This window comes from Sinomonas halotolerans (assembly GCF_039615075.1).
GTDB classification, from domain to species: domain Bacteria; phylum Actinomycetota; class Actinomycetes; order Actinomycetales; family Micrococcaceae; genus Sinomonas; species Sinomonas halotolerans.
This window is the reverse complement of the sequence record NZ_JBDFRB010000001.1, coordinates 86,686-105,570: the sequence shown is the minus strand read 5'-3', so window position 1 is coordinate 105,570 and position 18,885 is coordinate 86,686. Positions and strand designations below refer to the sequence as shown.

The following is an 18,885-nucleotide window of genomic DNA, read 5'->3' as shown; positions in this document are numbered from 1 at the left end:
CTGCGCACTCATAGGACCGCCGCGAGCTCGGCGCGGTTGGCGACACCGAGCTTGGAGAAGACCTGGTACAGGTGCCCTTCGACTGTGCGCACCGAGAGCCTGAGGTCCTCGGCGATCTGGCGGTTCGAGGTCCCGCGGGCGGCGAGTGCTGCCACCTCCTGCTCGCGCACTGTGAGAGACGGGAGCGAGGTGCGCGGGACCACGGGGAGCACGGGCACGCGGGTTCCGGCCAACCGGTCGAGCCGGGTCTGCAGGAGGCGCACGGTGACGGTGTCCCCTGCATCCCTGGCAGCGTCGATCGCGACCGCGACGCAGCGGGCCTCGAGCGCGTCCAGTTCGAGCTCGGCGGCGAGGTCGCCCGCTGCGATGAGGTCCTCGAGGGCCCCGGTGCGCGTGCCACGGGCCAGGAGGAGCCCGAGACGCGCGAGCGACCCCTGACGGCGCCCGCACACGTCCTCGAGCAGCCGGAGCTCGTCGTCCGTGGCTCCCACGGTGGCGCCCACGAGCTTGAGGCCGGCCATCGTCCACCGCCCTGCGGCGATGTCCGTACGGGCCGATTCGACGAGCCGGGCCACGGCCCCGGAGTCGCCGGCCCAGCGGCGTGCCAGGAGTGAGCAGAACTCGGTGGACGCGGAGGTCGCGTGCGAGCAGGGCAGTACGGGCAGCGCATCCAGCTTCGCGAGGTAGTGCTGCGCGGACGCAGTGTCCCCGAGCTGGGCATAGGCAAAGGCGGTCGCGGCGTACGCTGCGCCGAGGGTGTTGAAGACGGGCTGATGCTCGAGCATCGCGGTGGCGGCCAGGAGCGAGGGCAGCGCCTCCGCTCCCCTGCCGGCGTAGACGTGGGCGAGGCCGATGCCGAGCTCGAGGGAGCCGCCCAGCGCCGACGCGCGTGCGAGCGGCGTCTTCACAGTTCCCTTGACGAGTGCAAGGCACTGCCTCCAGTGCCCGTTGAGGAGGAGGACGTTGAAGGCGCGCACCCCAAATTCGTGACGGATCTTCGCCTCGTGGACGGCCCCGCCGAGCGCGCTCGCCACCTCGTGCATGAGCGCCAGGCCCTCCTGCTCCCGGCCCATCGCGGTCCGGGCCTCCATGAGGAGGCACTGGACCATGAGCGGGAAGTCGGGGTCATGGGCAGTTCCGGCGGCGTTCGCGGCCTCGAGGCGGTCGATGATCCTTGCGAAGTCCCCCCTGAAGGCGAAGTGCTCGAACTCGGCGAGGTCGAGGATCTCGAGAGCGTGCCCAGTCTCGCGCTCCAGGTCGGCGTCCTCCCGGCCCATGCCGGAGCGGACGAGCACCTCTCCGCGGGCGTCCTCGAGCACGCGCGGCGCCTCGTCGCTCCGGCCGGGGATCCAGCGGAGGGCCTCCGCTCTCGCCGCGGCCGACCAGGCGGCGTCCGACGCGCTCTGGGCGGCCGACTCCTCGGCGGCCACGGCGTCCAGGCTCGCGAGCGCCTGACGGGGCACCTGCAGCAGGAGGGAGGCGCGGGCGCGGAGGCGCTGGACAGCGGCCCATGTGTCCTGTTCGCGGGCCACCCCCTCGAGGCAGCGCAGCGCGAACTGGGCATCGTAGAGCCTCAGCGAGGCAGTGGCCGCCGCGATCGCGAGCCGCGGCGAGAGCACGGAGTGGCATTCGCGCGTCCACGCCGCGAAGCCGAGGAGCTCGAAGGTCGTGAGGAGCTCCGGCGCCGGCTCCCCTCCGCCCATGATGAGATCGCGCAGCTCGCGGCGCCGCGTGACCGACAGCCAGGACCTCACCACGTCGCCGATGAGCGGGTCCGCCAGCGCGACCATGTGCCGGCCCCCGTCGTCCACGACGATGAGGCGGGACTCCTCCATGCGGACCACCACGTCGGGGCCGTAGACGCGGACGAGGATCTCGAGGGGCAGCCGGCGCGCGCAGGCCAGGCCCTCGACCACGGCCCGGATCTCAGGCGGCTCGCGCTCCACCCGTGCCCGGACGAGGTCTTCGACCTGCCGCAGCGGTCCCGCTCCGCGTTCCTCGTCGGCGCCGGCGGTCATCCACACGCCGCCGGAGACCCGCAGGGTACCCGTCCGGAGCATCTCGGCCACCGTCATGAGGAGGATCTGGGGATTGCCCCGGGCCCGGGTGTGCAGCTCGAGGCTCACGGTCTGCGGCACAAGCCCGCCGAGGAGCTCCGTCACGGCGGCCGCGGTCTCCTCGGGCGTGAGGGGAGGGAGCGGGATGTCGCGGAGGCGGTCCTCGGCCAGCATCCAGTGGAAGTCCGGGGGCAGGTCCGAGGTGCGGTCGGCGACGATGACGAGCTTGGCCGTCCCCGTCACGACGATGTTGACGAGGGCCGCCGTGCTCAGCTCGTCGAGGTTCCTCGAGGTCTCGAGGGCGAGTACCGCCGGCCTGCCGTCCGCGTCCGCGGCCAGGATGTCCTGGATCCCGCGCATCGTGGATGCCGGGTCGCCGGGGGTCTCGGGGGGCAGCCGCGCGATGAGGGCGGCGAGAGCGCCGTAGGGCGTCTCGCTTCCGACGATGGTGCTGCGCAGCCGCACGGTGTGCACCGATGGATCGATCTGCTCGAGCAGCGCGCTCGCCACCGCGGACTTCCCGAAGCGGGTCTCGCCGGTGATGACCACTCCGTACGTCTCCGGCTCGCCCAGCGCCGCGAGGGCCTGGCCGATCTCGCGGCGGCGCGTGCTCCGGGCCCATTGGAGGCGGTCGGTGGCGCGCAGGGTGGCCTCATGGGGAAGCGCACCCGCTCCCGCCACGCCAAGACCCACCCTCATGGCACCCTCCGCCCCAGCAGCGCAGTCCCCCATCGAACCCGCTGGGGCCAGAGTACATGCCAGCCTGTGGGGACCGGCAAGGACCAAAGCCCCTAGTTACAGGACTGGGCAGCCCGCAGCAGGCTCACGGCTTGGCGGGGTGGAACTTCTGCTGGGCGGCGAGAAGCCCGTCGTCGACGAGCACGCCCACGGCGTCCGCTGCCTCGTCGATGAGGAACGGGAGCTCCTTGCGCTCCGCCGTGCCGAAGTCGCGCAGCACGTAGTCGGCCGTGTCCATGCGCCCCGGCGGGCGCCCCACGCCCACCCGCACGCGTAGGTAGTCCTTGGTCCCGAGTGCCTTGGAGATGTCGCGCAGGCCGTTGTGGCCGCCCTCTCCCCCGCCGAGCTTCAGCTTCACCGTGTTGAAGGGGATGTCGATCTCGTCGTGGACCGCCACAACGCGCCCCGGGCCGACGCCGAAGTACTTCGCGAGCGCCGAGGTCGGCCCTCCGGAGGTGTTCATGTAGGTGAGCGGCTTGGCAAGCACCACACGCGGCCCCCCGATGCCGAGCCGGCCCTCGAGCACTGCGGCACGCGCCGCCTTGTGCGAGGCGAACCTGCCGCCGACCCGTGCGGCGAGCTCGTCGAGGACCATCTGGCCCACGTTGTGGCGATTCTGGCTGTACTCGGGCCCGGGGTTGCCGAGGCCCACAATGAGCCATGTGTCGGTCATTCTCGCTCCTGGGGTGCTGGTGGGCGGCGGACAGTCGGTGCAGGCGCCGAACAGGCGCAGGCAGGGAAAAGGCGGCCCGCCATCTCGTGGCGGGCCGCCTCAGTCCTGGTGCACGAGACTACTCGGCAGACTCCTCGGCGGCCTCGCCCTCGGCGGTCTCGCCCTCAGCGGCCTCGCCCTCGGCGGCGGGCTCCTCCTCGGCCAGGACGGCCGGCTCGGAGACGTTCACGACGAGGGTCTCGGGGTCGGTGAGCAGGGTGACGCCCTTGGGGAGGACGATGTCGGAGGCGTGCACGTGCTGGCCCGGCTCGTGGCCCTCGACGCTGACCTCGAGGGCGGTCGGGAGGTGGGTGGCCTCGGCCTCGACCGAGACGGTCACGGCCTCCTGGTTGGCGACCGCGCCGGCGACGACCTCGCCGTTGACGTGCACGGGGACATCCACGGTGACCTTCTCGCCCCGGCGGACCGTGAGGAGGTCGATGTGCTCGATCGTCTGGCGGACCGCGTTGCGCTGGACGTCCTTGACGATCGCGAGGTGCTCGTCGCCCGCGATGTCCAGGGTCAGCAGCGCGTTGGCGACGCGGAGGGCGAGCGTGGTCTCGCGGCCCGGGAGGGCAACGTGGACCGGCTCGGCGCCGTGGCCGTAGATGACGGCGGGGATCTTGCCGGCGACGCGCGTGCGGCGGGCGTAGCCCTTGCCGAATTCGGTGCGCAGCTCGGCTGCAAGCTTCTCGCTCATGGGTGTCTCCTTCGATTCGGAAGGCGAGGCGTGAGCCGTCACGCCTCCAGCCGGCCCGTTCCGGGGCGCATCGCCGAAGGAGATCTGACCCAGTCGATCACGGAGGGCGCTTCTCGCCGCTCCCTCGCCAAGGTTCGCCGTCCAGCTTACCAGAACGCACGACGGCGAGGCCCACCGCGCGGGGCGGGCCTCGCCGTCGTGCTGCGCTCTCCCTCTTGGGGGATCAGCTGCGGCCGTCGAAGAGGCTCGTGACCGAGCCGTCGTCGAAGACCTCGTGGATGGCGCGCGCGATGAGCGGGGCGATCGAGAGCACCGTGAGCTGCTCGAAGCGCTTCTCGGGCGGCAGGGGCAGCGTGTTCGTCACGACGACCTCGCGCGCGCCGGACTCGGCGAGGCGCTGCGCGGCGGGGTCCGAGAACACGGCGTGGGTCGCGGCGATGATGACCGAGCGCGCGCCGGCGTTCTTGAGCACCGCGACGGCGCCGGCGATCGTGCCGCCGGTGTCGATCATGTCATCGATGAGCACGCAGTCACGGCCCTCGATCTGGCCCACCACGGTCTTCGACACTGCCGAGTTCGGCACGTTGACGTCCCGCATCTTGTGCACGAACGCGAGCGGGGCGCCTCCGAGCCGCTCGGCCCACTGCTCCGCGACGCGCACTCGGCCCGTGTCCGGTGAGACGACCGTGACCTTGTTCAGGTCCACGCGCGTGCGCACGTAGTCGGCCAGGAGCGGGATGGCCATGAGGTGGTCCACCGGGCCGTCGAAGAAGCCCTGGATCTGCGCGGTGTGCAGGTCCACGCTCATGAGCCGGTCCGCGCCCGCGGTCTTGTACAGGTCCGAGATGAGGCGGGCCGAGATCGGCTCGCGGCCGCGGTGCTTCTTGTCCTGGCGCGCGTACGGGTAGAACGGCGAGACGACCGTGATCCGCTTGGCGCTCGCGCGCTTGAGCGAGTCGATCATGATGAGCTGCTCCATGATCCAGTTGTTGATCGGCGCCGGGTGGGCCTGGATCACGAAGGCGTCAGTACCCCGCACGCTGTCCTCGAAGCGCACGTAAGTCTCGCCGTTGGCGAAGTCGTAGGCGCTCGTGGGCAGCAGCTCGGTGCCGAGCTCCTTGGCGATCTCCTGCGCGAGCTCCGGGTGGGCGCGCCCGGAAGCGAGGACCAGGCGCTTCTCGCCGTGGGCCGTGATCTCGGTCATCTACTTGCCTTCTTCTGTCGGGGCGGGGGAATCAGCGGGGGCTTGGTTCTCGGCCGCGGCGCGGGCTACTGCGGCACGGGCGTGCGCCGCTGCCTCGGCGGACGGCGAACCGGGCCGGTTGGCCTCGGTCCATCCCTCGGCGTTGCGCTGGGGCGCGATCGAGAGGGCGAGGGCGCCGGCAGGTACGTCCTTGCGCACGATGGCGCCCGCGCCCGTGTAGGCGCCGTCGCCGACGCTCACGGGCGCCACGAAGACCGTGTTGGAGGCCGTGCGGACGTGGGCGCCGATGACGGTGCGGTGCTTCTTCACGCCATCGTAGTTCGCCGTGATGTTGCCGCAGCCGATGTTGGTGCCCTCGCCGACCTCGGCGTCGCCGACGTACCCGAGGTGGCTCAGCTTCGCCCCGGCGCCGATCACGGCGTTCTTCGTCTCGTAGAACGCGCCGATCTTGCCGTCGGCCCCGAGCCGCGTCCCGGGGCGCAGGTAGGTGAACGGGCCCACCGTGGCGCCCGGGCCGATCTCCGCCTTCGTGCCGTCGGTGCGCTTGACGGTGGCGCCCTCGCCGACCACGACGTCGGTGAGGGTCGTGTCCGGGCCGATCACGGCGTCGCGCTCCACCACGGTGGCGCCGTGCAGCTGCGTGTTGGGCTTGACCGTGACGTCCTCGGCGAGGCGCACGGTGGAGTCGATCCACGTCGTGGCCGGGTCGACGACCGTGACACCGGCGCGCATCCACGCCTCGACCGTGCGGCGGTTGTGCTCGGCGGCGAGCGCCTGGAGCTGCACCCTGTCGTTCGCGCCCTCGACCTGCCAGCGGTCCTCGGTGGAGAGCGCGGCGACGCGGCCGCCCGCGGCCCGCGCGATCGCGAGCACGTCCGTGAGGTACTTCTCGCCCTGGGCGTTCTCGGTGGTCACCTCGTGCAGTGCGGACCGCAGCACCGCGGCGTCGAAGGCGTAGATGCCGGAGTTGACCTCGCGGATGCGGCGCTCGGCCTCGTCCGCGTCCTTGTGCTCGCGGATGGCGGTCACGCTGCCGTCCTCGCCCCGGAGGATCCGGCCGTAGTCCGTCGCGTCCTCGAGCACCGCGGTCAGGACCGTGACGGCGTTGCCGCCGGCCTCGTGCGCGGCCACGAGCTCGCCGAGGAGTCCCGGAGTCAGGAGCGGCACGTCGCCGTAGGTGACCACGACCGTCCCCGCGAGCTCCGCGCCCTCGGCGGCGAGGGCGGCGTCGAGCGCGTCGACGGCGACCTCCACCGCGCGGCCCGTCCCGGGCGTGTCGTCCTGGTCCACGATCAGGGCGTCGGGGTCGAGGGCGGCGATGTGCTCGGCCACGCGGTCACGCTCGTGGCGGACGACGACGGCGAGCCGGCCGGGTGCGAGGGCGCGCGCCGCGTCGAGGGCGTGGGCGATCATGGAGCGCCCGCCGAGGGGGTGGAGGATCTTGGGCGTGCGCGACTTCATGCGCGTGCCGGCGCCTGCGGCGAGGACGATGACGGCGGCGGGCCCGGAATGCCGCGCATCCTGCCTCTCGGGTGCGGGTGCGCTCTGTCCGGTGGGGTCCGCATTCACTGTCGGTGGCTCTCCTCGTCACTCAACGCGTCGATCAGCTCGTCACTCGCGCCTGCCGGCCAGCGCGCGGGTGCGCACTGGCGGCTGGCTCCGGCCATTCTAGCCGGGGTGCCGCAGCCGGCTGTCCCCCAGGCCACCGGCCGCTCGCGTTCCGCCCCTAGGATTCGAACCTAGACTGCACGGCTCCAAAGGCCGGCGTGCTGCCGTTACACCAGGGCGGAGTGCGGTGCGCGGCGGGACCCGGGGAGCATCCCGGGCGGGCGCGGCGCGCGCAGCACAGTGGTCAATTCTGCCATGGTCTGCCATGGATGGCGCGCGGCCCCGCCACGCGCGGGCGGGTCCCGCCCATGGATGGGGGCGGGACCCGGCACGGGGCGCCGACCAGGGCTTGGCCCCTGCTCATCGGCGCGGCCGAGGGCTCGGCGACCGGCAGCTCCGCGACCCCGCCCATACCCCGAATCAGACGCTTCTCTTCACCCAGGGGGCCGGCCCGCCACACCGTCGAGACCAGGACGCCCACAGGCCACGCATACCGCTCGACCCCGCCGGCACTCCCCGGATCCCGGGGACCGTGAGCGCGCGGCTGCACCGGCGCCCCCTGCTCGGGCACCGGCTACTCGAGCACCTCGGAGGCCTCGAGCCACGCGAGCTCGAGCTCGTCCTTCTGGGCGAGGACGTCCTGCAGCTGGGTGTTGAGCTCGCCGATCCGGCCGTAGTCGTCCGCCGAGGCCGCCATGTCGGCGTGGAGCCTCTCCTCCTGCGCGGCGAGCTTCCCGAGCTGCCGCTCGATCCTGGCCAGCTCCTTGCGCGCCTCGCGCTTCTGCGCCTCCGTGAAGCGCGACGCCGGTGCGGAGCCGCCGGCAATGGTTGGCCCGCCGCCCGCCGTGGCCGGGGTGGCAGCGCTCCCCCGGCCGCTCGCGGCGCCGCTTCCGCCGGCAGTGCCGCCAGCGGCCGCGGTCGAGCCTGCCGCGGACTCAGCCACGGCGAGGGCCTCCTCGCGGAGCTGCAGGTACTGGTCCACGCCGCCGGGCAGGTCGCGGATCCTCCCGTCGCCGAGGAGGGCGAGCTGGTGGTCGGTCACGCGCTCGAGCAGGTAGCGGTCGTGGCTCACCACGACGAGCGTGCCGGGCCAGCCGTCCAGGACGTCCTCCACGGCCGCGAGCGTGTCGGTGTCGAGGTCGTTGGTGGGCTCGTCGAGCATGAGCACGTTCGGCTCGCCCACGAGCAGCCGCAGGAGCTGGAGCCGGCGGCGCTCGCCGCCGGAGAGCTCGGAGACACGTGTCCACTGCTTCTCGTTCGTGAAGCCGAGCTGCTCGACGAGCTGGCCCGCGCTGAGCTCCTTGCCGCCCACCACCACGGTCTGCTTCTCGCGCTGGATGACCTCCACGACGCGCAGGTCCGCCACCTCGTCGAGCTCGCGCACCTCCTGGCTGAGCACCGCAGGGACCACGGTCTTGCCGCGCTTGGCCCGCCCCGCGGTCGGCGCGATCTCGCCGGCGAGGAGCCGCAGGAGCGTGGACTTGCCGGCGCCGTTGACGCCGACGATTCCGACCCTCTCCCCCGGCGCGAGGCGCAGGGTGACGTGGTCGAAGAGGGGCGGAGCCCCGGAGGAGGCATCGCCGTCGTACGCGAGCGTGACGTCCTCGAGGTCGATCACATCCTTGCCGAGGCGCGCGCTGGCCATGCGGGACAGGGCCACCGTGTCGCGCGGCTCGGGGACGTCAGCGATGAGGTCGTTCGCGGCGTCGATGCGGAACTTCGGCTTGGACGTGCGGGCGGGTGCGCCGCGGCGGAGCCACGCGAGCTCCTTCTTCATGAGGTTCTGGCGCTTGCCCTCCACGACGGCGGCCATGCGGTCCCGCTCGGCCCGCGCGAGGACGTAGGCCGCGTAGCCGCCCTCGAACGGGTCCACGATCCCGTCGTGGACCTCCCACGTGTCGGTGCAGACCTCGTCGAGGAACCAGCGGTCGTGGGTCACTACGAGGAACGCCCCCTCGTTGGCGCGCCAGCGGGTCTTCAGGTGGCGGGCGAGCCACGCGACCCCCTCCACGTCGAGGTGGTTGGTGGGCTCGTCGAGCATGATCACGTCATGGGGCTCGATGAGGAGCTTCGCGAGCGCCACCCGGCGCTTCTGCCCCCCGGAGAGGGAGCGCACCTGGGCGTGCCAGTCCACGTCCTCCACGAGGCCGCCCATGATCTCCCGGATCGCGGGGTTGGAAGCCCACTCGTAGTCCGCGCGCTCCCCCACGATCGCGACGCCGACCGTGAGGTCGCCGTCGAGGACGTCAGACTGGTCGAGGTAGCCGACCGTGACGTCCCGGCGCTTCGTGACGCGGCCGGAGTCCGGCGTGATCCGCTGGGCGAGCAGGCGCATGAGGGTCGACTTGCCGTCGCCGTTGCGCCCCACGATCCCGATCCGGTCCCCCTCGTCGAGCCCCACCGTGACGCCGTCCAGCACGGTGCGGGTGCCGAAGGAGATGGAGAGGCTCTCGCCGCCGAGCAGGTGCGCCAAAGGGGATCCTCCTGTGCAGACGCGAAAAGGGACTACAGCAGGGTATCGCTCAGGATGCGCGCACCCGGAACCGGGCCGTGGACCGCGTGGGCCTCGACGCCGAGGTGCGCGAGCGAGGCGACTGTCTCGGCAGCGGCGGCGGCGTCCCGGACGAGCACGGCCACCGTGGGGCCCGAGCCGGAGACGAGGGACGCGAGCGCGCCGTGGGAGTCCGCCCAGCCGAGCGTGTCCCGCAGCTGGGGCGCGAGGCTGATCGCCGCGCGCTGGAGGTCGTTGACGAGCAGGTGGGAGAGCCCGCCCGAGTCGCCGCTGCGGAGGGCCGCAAGGATGCCGGCCTCGACCTCGGTCGGCTCGGGGACGTCGATGCCCTCGGCGCCTCGGAGCCGGTCGAGCTCGGCGAACACCGCGGGCGTGCTGAGGCCGTAGTCGGCGGGGACGAGAACCCAGTCGAGCCGGGCCGAGGCGAGGGCCGGGGAGAGCCGGTCGCCTACCCCGAGTCCCACCGCGGCGCCCCCGAGGAGCGCGAAGGGGACGTCGGCCCCGAGCTCGGCGGCGAGGTGGGCGAGCTCCTCCTTGGACAGGCCGCTGTCCCACAGCGCGTCGCACGCGAGGAGGGTCGCCGCGGCGTCGGCCGATCCGCCGCCCATGCCGCCGGCCACAGGCACGCGCTTGGTGATCTCGAGGTGCACGCCGGTGGCCTTCTCGGAAACCTCCGCCATGAGGCGCGCGGCCCTCACGGCGAGGTTGCGCTCGTCGAGGGGGATCTCGGCGCCCTCGAGGTCCAGCGTGCTCTCCGGGCTGAGGCTCACCGTGACGCCGGGCTCGGCCGTGGTGGTCGCCGTGACCTCCTCGAAGAGGGAGACGGCGAGGTACACGCTGGCCACCGAGTGGTAGCCGTCGGGACGCGCCGGGCCCACGCTCAGGGACACATTGACCTTCCCCGGGGCCTTGGCGCGCACGGAGCGCGGGCGCGCGGGAGGGCCTGCGGGGATGCGGCCGGAGCCGGGGCGTGTGGGGGTGCTCATGGGCTCCACGCTAGCGGGCGGCGGCGCGGAGCGCCTTCTGCTCCGCGATGCGGGCGAAGTCCGCGATGCCGAGGACCTCGCCGCGGGCGCTCGGCTCGACGCCGGCCGCGCGCAGGATCTCCTCGGCCTCCGCGCCGCTCCCCGCCCAGCCCGAGAGGGCCGCGCGCAGGGTCTTGCGCCGCTGGGCGAACGCGGCGTCGACCACCGCGAAGACCTCGGCACGCGACGCCGTGGTCTGCGGCGGGTCGGTGCGGACGAATCCCACGAGGCCCGAGTGGATCTTCGGCGCGGGCCAGAAGACGTTCATGCCGATCACGCCCGCCTTGCGCATGGTGCCGTACCACGCGGCCTTGACGCTCGGCACGCCGTAGACCTTGGAGCCGGGCCCGGCGGCGAGCCGGTCCGCGACCTCCTCCTGGACCATGACGAGCCCGTGTCGCAGGCTCGGGAAGTGCTCGAGCAGGTGCAGGACCACGGGGACGGCCACGTTGTACGGCAGGTTCGCCACGACTGCCGTGGGCTCGGCCGGCAGCCGGGTGACCTTGAGCGCATCCGAGGTCACGAGGTCGAACCGGCCGACCGCGTCCGGCCGCCACCGCTGGACGGTGGCGGGCAGCCTTCCGGCGAGGACCGGGTCGATCTCGATCGCGACGACGTGGGCCGCCGCGTCGAGGAGGCCGAGCGTGAGCGATCCGAGCCCGGGACCGACCTCGAGGACCGTCTCCTCGGGGCCCACGCCCGCCGCGGACACGATCCGGCGGATCGTGTTGCCGTCGATCACGAAGTTCTGCCCGAGCGTCTTGGTGGGCCGGATCCCCAGCTCTGACGCGAGGGAGCGGATGTCTGCGGCGCCGAGGAGGGGGCGGGATCCGGGTGCGTCTGTCACCAAAGCATCGTACTCGCCCCTCCGAGGCCCGGCAGGCCCCGGAGCGGGGGCCTCAGCCTCCGACGACGTGAGCGCAGCCCCACGGGGCGAGGCCGGCCTTGGCGTAGTACGTGTTGGCGACCGCGATCTGCTCGTCCTTCGTGGCCAGGGAGGCGTTGGGGGCGTACTTGTCGCCGCCGTTGGCGATCCAGGAGGGGATGTCGAACTGGAGGCCACCGTAGTAGCCGTTGCCCGTGTTGATCGACCAGTTGCCGCCGGACTCGCACTGCGCGATGGCCTCCCACATGGCCGCGTTCGCCACGACGGGAGCGGCGGACTTCGTGCCCACAGCGATCCGCTCGGCCACGGGCTCCTTCGTGACGGTCTCCGAGACGAGCCTGCGCACCGCCACACGTCCGTCCACCGTCACCACGCGGTACGTCTTCTGGACCGCGCCGGCGACGCCCTTGCGCAGGACCTTGGTCTGGCCCTTGGCGAGCCGGGGGTCCGAGGTCTTCTCGGTGCTGTAGGGGAGGGTCTCGGTCACCGTCGGGGCGTTCGAGGCGCCCACCCTGGTGAGCTTGAGGACCATGTTGGCCACGACGGGGGCGTTCGCCGGCGCGGAGACATGGTCGCCCGGGCGGGGCGCGGTCTCGAGCTCGGTGAGGAGGTCGCCCACGGTCGCGGCCGTCGTCGTGCGCTTGACCGCGCGGCCGTCCACGACGACGGTGACGTCCTTCGGCGTCGTGATCTGCAGGACGGTGCCGGCGGCGGCGAGGCGCGCTCCGCCCTCGAGGGCGTCTCCGTCGAGGGAGACGACCGAGTTGGAGGCCACGCCGAGCTCGTCGACGAGGCCGCCGACGTCGGGCACGGTCGTCTGGACCGTGCGCTCGGCGCCGTCGAGCTGCACGGTGACCTCCTTGGCGCGCGCCACCGTGATGACGGCGCCGTTGGCGAGGGCCGAGTCGAGCGCCGGGCTCACCCGGTCCGCTCCGGCCAGCTCCACGTCAGCGCTCTGGACGACCTGCCCGACCGTTCCCGCGAACGTCGTCACAGTGCTCGTCTCCCCGTCCACGCTCAGCGTGACCGTCTTGCCGTTGGCCACGAAGGCCGTGGTGCCGAGGGCGAGGGCGGCGACGACGGCGGCCTGGGACGCCACTCGGAGGGGCGAGCGCGGGGTGCGCAGGGAGTGCCATGCCGGCGTCGTCAGTGCGCGGTGCGCGGAGTGTCTGCTCACGTGGTGCCCGATCCTCGGTGGTCCCGGGCACGGCGGGCACTGGACGCCCGGCACAGGGGGCTCCTGCCGCCGTCGTACGACGCCGGGCGGGCACCAGATGCCGGCTGCCTCCCCCTCGCCGGTGGTCCCGGGAGGGAGGGCGCGCGTCCGGTGGCCTCTTCCGACCCCGGCTATGGTCATCCACTGTAACCGAACCGTTACCGTAGGCCAAGGAAAGCGTGCCGAGAATCACAGGACGGTCACAGACGCACCCGTCAGTGACCGGCGGGCGCAGGATTCAGTCCCAGAGCCCGTAGGCCTCCTCGGTGTTGGTGCCGATCCGCGCGCAGAGGGCCGCGAGGTCGGCACCGAGGACCTCGGCCATCGCCCGCACGGTGTACGGCACCATGTAGCTCGCGTTGGGCCGGCCGCGGTAGGGGTGCGGGGTGAGGAAGGGCGCGTCCGTCTCGACCAGCACGCGGCCCGGATCCGCCACGGCGAGCGCCTCGCGGAGCCCTGCGGCGTTCTTGAACGTGAAGGTGCCCGCGAAGGACATGAACCAGCCGTTCTCATTGCACACACGGACCAGGGCCTCGTCCCCCGAGAAGCAGTGGAAGACGACCCTCTCCGGGGCGCCTTCCTCCGCGAGCACCCGCACCACGTCGTCGTGCGCGTCGCGGTCGTGGATCTGCAGGGTCTTCCCGAGTCGCTTGGCGAGGTCGATGTGCCATCGGAACGAGTCGGCCTGCACCGACAGCGCCTCGCCGTGGGTGCGGAAGTAGTCCAGCCCCGTCTCCCCGATCGCGCGGATGCGGGGGTGGGCTGCGAGCGACTCGATCTCGGCATAGGCCGCCTCGAGCTCTCCGCGGGCCGCGTAGCGCGGGGCGTCGTTCGGGTGCAGGGCCACGGCCCCGAGCAGGCGGGGGTCGGCGTCGACCGCCTCGACCGTGAACCGCGAGGAGGGCAGGTCGCAGCCCACCTGGACGGCACGGTGCACGCCCACGGCCTCCGCGGCGTCGAGCGCCTCGCGGACGCCGACCTCCACGAGGCCGTCGCGGAAGTCGAGATGCGTGTGGTTGTCCACCACCGGTACCGGGAGCGGCTCCGGCGCCGGCGGGTACTCGAGCCTGCGTCGGCGCCCTGACTCGTCGGTCGATGCCCTGCGCTGGCCATCCCTGTCCTGGCCTCCGCTCCCGGCGGCCCCGCCGGTCTCGTCTGTCCAACGGTAGGCGGCAGGGGGCGCGGAAGAGCACATGGCCCCCACTCTAGCCAGACCGCAGGCACCGCAAGGAGCACCGGCCAGCGGAGGGTGCCAGCGGCGGGTGCCAGCGGGCGGGCCGCAAGGGTAACGTGGGAAGCGCAGAGGCGCAGCACGGTGAAGCGCACGGTGAGGGGGATCCCTTGGAGTCACATCACGGCGGACCGGCGCGGCTCGGCGACCACCCCACAGCGCTGCGCGTAGACCCGTCCCGCAATGGCTCGGTGGCCGTCCCCGAACCGATGGGCGCGGAGCGGTTCGGCGAGCTCTGCGAGGGGATCCTCGCCTCGATCGGACGGGTGATCGACGGGCAGGCGGAGGCCGCGCGGCTCGCCCTCACGGTCCTGCTCGCACAGGGCCACCTCCTGGTCGAGGACGTCCCCGGCGTCGGGAAGACGATGCTGGCCAAGACCCTCGCGCGTACCATCGACTGCACCGTGAACCGCATCCAGTTCACCCCCGACCTCCTCCCCAGCGATGTCACCGGGGTGTCCGTGTACAACCAGGCCACACGGCAGTTCGAGTTCCGCCCCGGGGCCGTGTTCGCGAACATCGTGATCGGCGACGAGATCAACCGCGCCTCCGCCAAGACCCAGTCCGCGCTCCTCGAGTGCATGGAGGAGCACCAGGTCACCGTGGACGGCACCTCCTACGCCCTGGACGAGCCCTTCATGGTGGTCGCCACCCAGAACCCGATCGAGATGGAGGGCACCTACCCCCTCCCGGAGGCCCAGCGCGACCGGTTCATGGCCCGCATCTCGATGGGCTACCCGGACGCGGCCGCGGAGGCCGAGATGCTCGAGACGCACCAGTCCGTCTCACCGCTCGTGGGCCTCGAGCCGGTCGTCTCCGGCGATGACGTCCGCGCCATGGCCGCGACCGTCCGGTCGGTCTTCGTCTCGGCAGCCGTGAAGGAGTACACGGTCGCGATCGGGCGGGCGACGAGGGCGAGCGAGCGCCTCCGGCTCGGGGCCAGCCCCCGGGCGGTCCTCCAGCTCCTGCGCGCGGCGAAGGCCCGGGCGGCGCTCTCCGGGAGGGACTTCGTGCTCCCGGACGACGTCGCCGCCATGGCGTCCTCCGTCCTCGCCCACCGGCTGGTCCTGGACCGGCGTGCTGCCGGAAGCGGGATGACGGCCCCATCGGTCCTGGACGGGATCGTCGCAGGCGTGGCGGTGCCGGCTCCCGGGGCCGGCAGCATGCGGCGACGGGCCTGAGGAGGCGATTCCCATGCCGGCGGGGCGGGGGCCAGACCGCAGGGCGCGGGGCGTCCGCGACTGGCGCGGGGCGCTCACCCGCCGGGGGTGGGCGTTCGTGGTGGCGGCCGTCGTCGTGCTCGTGGCCGCCCAGGTCCTGGGGCGGAGGGACCTCCTCCAGCTGGCCGTGTTCCTCGCCCTCGTGCCCCTCGCGGCGCTGGCCTCCAATGCGCTCACGAGGCCGAGCCTCGAGGTCCGGCGCGAGCCCCGGCCCGAGGTGGTGGAGGCGGGGTCCGCCACGGAGGTGACGCTGCGCCTGCGCCACAGCGGGATCCTCGCCGGCACTCTGGCGATGGCCGAGGTCCTGCCCGCCGCGTTCGGCCAGGGGCCCGCGTTCGCCTACCCCGGCCGTGTGGTGGGGCGCGACGGGGCGAGCAGCTACCGCTACGAGCTCGGGTGCCGCCAGCGCGGCCTGTACCGGATCGGCCCGGTCGAGGCCCGGTACACCGACCCCTTCGGGCTCGCCTCCCAGAGCGCCCGGCTCGGCGGGGACACCCGGCTCGTGGTGACCCCCGCCGCCGTGCCGCTCGCCTCCGCGGTGCTCGCGGGCCTGCGCGGGGCGGAGGGCTCGGTCCCCACGCGCATGCAGTCGAGTCCCAACGACGACGACGTCATGACGAGGGAGTACCGGCCCGGGGACCCCATGCGGCGCGTGCACTGGGCGGCCACGGCGCGCCAGGGCGAGCTCATGGTCCGGCAGGAGGAGTCCGCCACGTCCCCCGAGGCCACGCTCGTGCTCGACCTCCGCCACGACGCCTTCCCCTCGGGGGCCGGCCCGTCCCCGTCCTTCGAGTGGGCCGTCACGGCCGCAATGTCCGCCGCCGCCCACCTCGCTGGCCTCGGTTACTCGCTGCGGCTCGTGGACACCTCCGGCTCCCCCGCCCTCGCGTCCTCCCCGTCGGCGCCCTCCCCCTCGGGCGAGGGAGGGCACGAGGGACTGCACGACGCCCTCCACGCCGGCCCACGCGGGGTCGCCGCCATCGCCGAGGGCCTCGCGGCGATCGCGCCCACGCACGCGGCCGACGAGGGAGACGGGCTCGCCGACCGGCTTCTGGACAGGCTCGAGTCACACCGCGGCCGGGGACCGGTCGTCGCGGTGCTCGGCCGCACCAGTGCGGCCGCGGCACGCAGCCTCGCCCCGAGCGCGGCGACAAGCGAGCGTGCCCTCGCGCTGATCGTCACCGACCACGCCCGCGGCTCGCGGGACGCCGCCGAGATCCTCCGCGATGCCGGCTGGCAGGTCGCCGAGGCCAGCCCGCGCACCGAGGTCAGGGCCGCCTGGCTGGCCCTCGACCGGGACCCTTCCGCCCTCGCCCGCGCGGTCGGCGCAGAGGGGGCACCATGACGGCGTCCCCCTGGCGCCTCGCCGCCGCGGAGCTCGCCCTGGCCCTCGCGGTCATCGGCGGCTCCGTCTCGTTTGCCGGGGTGCTGCGCGGGTACGGCTGGCTGTACCCCGTCGCGATGGTGACGTGCGCCACCCTGGCGGCGGCCGGCGTCGCGCGCGCCCTCCGATGGCACCCCGTCCCGGTGGCGCTCGCCGGCCTCGCCGGCTGGACGGCGTCCATGTGCTTCCTCTTCTTCCGCGACCAGAGCATCGCGGGGTTCGTCCCGGGCCCCCCGGCGCTTGTCGCTGCCCGCGAGGCCGCCGTCCAGGCCTGGGACACGGTGCTGTACGAGACCGTGCCCGCATCGCCGAACGTCGGGACGGTGGCACTCCTGACCGGAGCGATCGCACTCCTCGCGCTCGTCGCGGAGACCATCGCGCTCTCGTGCCGCCTCCCCGCGCTCTCGGGCATCGCCCTGCTCGCGCTGCTCACGGTCCCCGCCATGCTCAAGCCCGAGAGCATCGGAGCGGCCGGATTCGCCGCGGCCGCCGGCGGGTACCTCTGCCTCCTCGCGGCCGCCCCGCCCGAGGGCGCGGTCCGGGTGCCGGAGAGGCACCGTGATGGGCCCCGAGCGGCCCCGACGAGGCTCGCCGCCGCCGCCTCCCCCGCGAGGATCGCGGCGCTGGCCGCCGGCATCGTGGCCGCCGCGCTCGTGCTCGCGCAGGCTGTGCCGGGGTTCGACCGCGGGCTCTTCCCCGAAGGCTCCCGTCTCGGCGCGCTCGGCCAGAATGTGGGCCTCAATCCCCTCATCTCCCTCGGCAGCGACCTGCGCAGTGCCACGGGGGTGAGCGTGCTCCGCTACGCCACCGACTCGGACAGGCCCCTCTACCTGCGCACGGTCACGGTGGACCGGTTCGACGGGGGGACCTGGGCGCCCACGAACCGCGACGGCCAGCGCCAGTACCCGCTCGACGGCATCTCGCCGCGGCTCTCGCTCGCTGCGGCCCCGGGCACACGCGCCGCGACCACGGCGGTGACCACGGGCGGCTTCACGAGCCCCTACCTGCCAGCCCCGTATGCGCCCGTCTCCGTCACGGGCGAGCGCGGGCGGTTCGGCTGGGACCCCGCGGACCTGAGCATCAAGGGAGAGCCCGCGGCCAGCCGAGACCAGTCCTACGTGGTGCGCTCCGTCATGCCCGTCATCACCAGGCGGAGCCTCGCGGCCGCACAGGATGCCCCGCGCGGCATCAGCTCCGCGGTCCAGGAGGTCCCGCGCGGGGTTCCAGACCTCGTCCGGGACACGGCTGCGACCGTCACCCAGGACGCAGAGACGCCCTACGCCCGGGCGCTCGCCCTGCAGTCATACCTCCGCGGCTTCGCCTACTCCGAGGAGACCCCCGCGGAGGACGGCTACGACGGCACCGGCATGGACGTCCTCGAGACGTTCCTCGAGAAGCGCACCGGCTACTGCATCCACTTCTCCGCGGCCATGGCCGTCATGTCCCGCACGCTGGGCATCCCGAGCCGGATCGCCGTCGGGTTCGCCCCCGGCACGGCGACTGGCCGCACCGTCGCCGTGCCGGGGGCGGGAGAGCTGCCGGAGTTCGCGGTCGACGGCGGGGACGCCCACGCGTGGCCCGAGCTCTACTTCGAGGGGCTCGGCTGGGTCCCCTTCGAGCCCACCCCCTCACGCGGAGTGGTGCCCGACTACGCAACCTCCGAAGACGCCGGCGCCGGGGCCAGCACCAACCGGGATGTGCCCGGCGACGCCCTCTCGCCCGAATCCGCAGCACCCGTTCCGACGGCCACGCCCACGCCGACCCCGCCAGCGGGAGACGGCACCCCGGACGCGAGGCCCACTTCGGGCGCCTCGCCAGTGCTCGCCGTCCTCGCCGCCCTCGCCATCCTCCTCGCCGTGGCGCTCCCGGCGACGGTCCGGGCTGTGCAGCGCCGCCGCCGCCTCGCCCGGGGCCTGGGCGGCATCTGGGAGGAGCTCGAAGCCATCGGCACCGACCACGGCCTCGCCCCCAGGCCCTCGGACACCCCGCGGACCTACACTGCACGCCTGGCGGTGTGGGACGGCCGCGACGGCGCGGACGGCCCCGACCCGCCAGGCCCCGCTCCGGGCGACGACGGGAGCGTCCGCGCCGCCCTCGCGACGCTCACGCGCGAATACGAACGCCACGGTTTCGGACGCCCGGGCTACACCGCCGACGAGGACGCCGCGCGCCGCGCCGTCGAGCTCATCCACCGCGCCGGGAAGGCCTCCCAGGCCCCCCTCAGCCGTGCACGCATCGCTGCCGTGCCGCCCTCGTCCGTGGCCTGGCTCGCCCGCCCCTTCACGCGGCTGGCCCCCGCAGCCGCAGCTGCAGGGACCAGAGCCCGTGCCCTCTGGGCGCGCGTCACCCGGAGGGGCTAGCCGGCTGAGCGGGTCAGCCCGCGTAGGGGTCC

Annotated in this window: 13 protein-coding genes and 1 tRNA gene; 3 read left to right on the top strand and 11 right to left on the bottom strand. The window is 73.5% G+C overall.

Annotated elements, in window-relative coordinates; all coding sequences use genetic code 11:
- Positions 1–8: 8 nt before the first annotated feature.
- The 11 genes from ABCQ75_RS00475 to ABCQ75_RS00425 form a co-directional block, all read right to left on the bottom strand.
- The gene (locus ABCQ75_RS00475; protein WP_345882423.1) at positions 9–2,756 is read right to left on the bottom strand and encodes a helix-turn-helix transcriptional regulator; all 2,748 of its coding nucleotides are present in this window, start codon (positions 2,754–2,756) and stop codon (positions 9–11) included.
- A gap of 124 nt (positions 2,757–2,880) precedes the next feature.
- Positions 2,881–3,468 carry an aminoacyl-tRNA hydrolase gene (gene pth / locus ABCQ75_RS00470; protein WP_345882421.1) on the bottom strand — a complete coding sequence of 196 codons (588 nt, stop codon included), beginning with the start codon at positions 3,466–3,468 and terminating at the stop codon, positions 2,881–2,883.
- 118 nt (positions 3,469–3,586) lie between these two features.
- Positions 3,587–4,207, bottom strand: coding sequence for a 50S ribosomal protein L25/general stress protein Ctc (locus ABCQ75_RS00465; RefSeq protein ID WP_345882419.1), 621 nt, complete (start codon positions 4,205–4,207; stop codon positions 3,587–3,589).
- 223 nt (positions 4,208–4,430) lie between these two features.
- Entirely contained in the window at positions 4,431–5,411 is a 981-nt protein-coding gene (locus tag ABCQ75_RS00460; RefSeq protein WP_345882417.1) for a ribose-phosphate diphosphokinase, read from the bottom strand.
- The gene (gene glmU / locus ABCQ75_RS00455) at positions 5,412–6,980 is read right to left on the bottom strand and encodes a bifunctional UDP-N-acetylglucosamine diphosphorylase/glucosamine-1-phosphate N-acetyltransferase GlmU (RefSeq protein ID WP_345882414.1); all 1,569 of its coding nucleotides are present in this window, start codon (positions 6,978–6,980) and stop codon (positions 5,412–5,414) included.
- Between the two features lie 149 nt (positions 6,981–7,129).
- A tRNA-Gln gene (locus tag ABCQ75_RS00450) sits at positions 7,130–7,201 on the bottom strand.
- Between the two features lie 392 nt (positions 7,202–7,593).
- Positions 7,594–9,492 carry an ABC-F family ATP-binding cassette domain-containing protein gene (locus tag ABCQ75_RS00445; protein ID WP_345882413.1) on the bottom strand — a complete coding sequence of 633 codons (1,899 nt, stop codon included), beginning with the start codon at positions 9,490–9,492 and terminating at the stop codon, positions 7,594–7,596.
- A gap of 32 nt (positions 9,493–9,524) precedes the next feature.
- The gene (locus ABCQ75_RS00440) at positions 9,525–10,517 is read right to left on the bottom strand and encodes a 4-(cytidine 5'-diphospho)-2-C-methyl-D-erythritol kinase (RefSeq protein WP_345882411.1); all 993 of its coding nucleotides are present in this window, start codon (positions 10,515–10,517) and stop codon (positions 9,525–9,527) included.
- Positions 10,518–10,527: 10 nt separating this feature from the next.
- Positions 10,528–11,403, bottom strand: coding sequence for a 16S rRNA (adenine(1518)-N(6)/adenine(1519)-N(6))-dimethyltransferase RsmA (gene rsmA / locus ABCQ75_RS00435; protein WP_345882409.1), 876 nt, complete (start codon positions 11,401–11,403; stop codon positions 10,528–10,530).
- A 52-nt stretch (positions 11,404–11,455) separates the two neighbouring features.
- On the bottom strand, positions 11,456–12,619 hold the full coding sequence (locus ABCQ75_RS00430) for a transglycosylase family protein (RefSeq protein ID WP_345882408.1): 1,164 nt from the start codon (positions 12,617–12,619) through the stop codon (positions 11,456–11,458).
- 277 nt (positions 12,620–12,896) lie between these two features.
- Positions 12,897–13,853, bottom strand: a complete 957-nt coding sequence (locus ABCQ75_RS00425; protein WP_345882407.1) for a TatD family hydrolase — start codon at positions 13,851–13,853, stop codon at positions 12,897–12,899.
- A gap of 197 nt (positions 13,854–14,050) precedes the next feature.
- On the opposite strand from ABCQ75_RS00425, the gene ABCQ75_RS00420 reads away from it, so the two are divergent.
- The 3 genes from ABCQ75_RS00420 to ABCQ75_RS00410 are packed head-to-tail and all read left to right on the top strand — an operon-like array spanning position 14,051 to position 18,853.
- The gene (locus tag ABCQ75_RS00420) at positions 14,051–15,070 is read left to right on the top strand and encodes an AAA family ATPase (protein ID WP_427916018.1); all 1,020 of its coding nucleotides are present in this window, start codon (positions 14,051–14,053) and stop codon (positions 15,068–15,070) included.
- A gap of 13 nt (positions 15,071–15,083) precedes the next feature.
- Positions 15,084–16,454 (top strand): DUF58 domain-containing protein, encoded by a 1,371-nt coding sequence (locus tag ABCQ75_RS00415; RefSeq protein ID WP_345882406.1) that lies wholly within the window; start codon positions 15,084–15,086, stop codon positions 16,452–16,454.
- On the top strand, positions 16,451–18,853 hold the full coding sequence (locus ABCQ75_RS00410; protein WP_345882404.1) for a transglutaminase TgpA family protein: 2,403 nt from the start codon (positions 16,451–16,453) through the stop codon (positions 18,851–18,853). The genes ABCQ75_RS00415 and ABCQ75_RS00410 overlap by 4 nt, the downstream gene beginning before the upstream one ends.
- Positions 18,854–18,885: the final 32 nt, after the last annotated feature.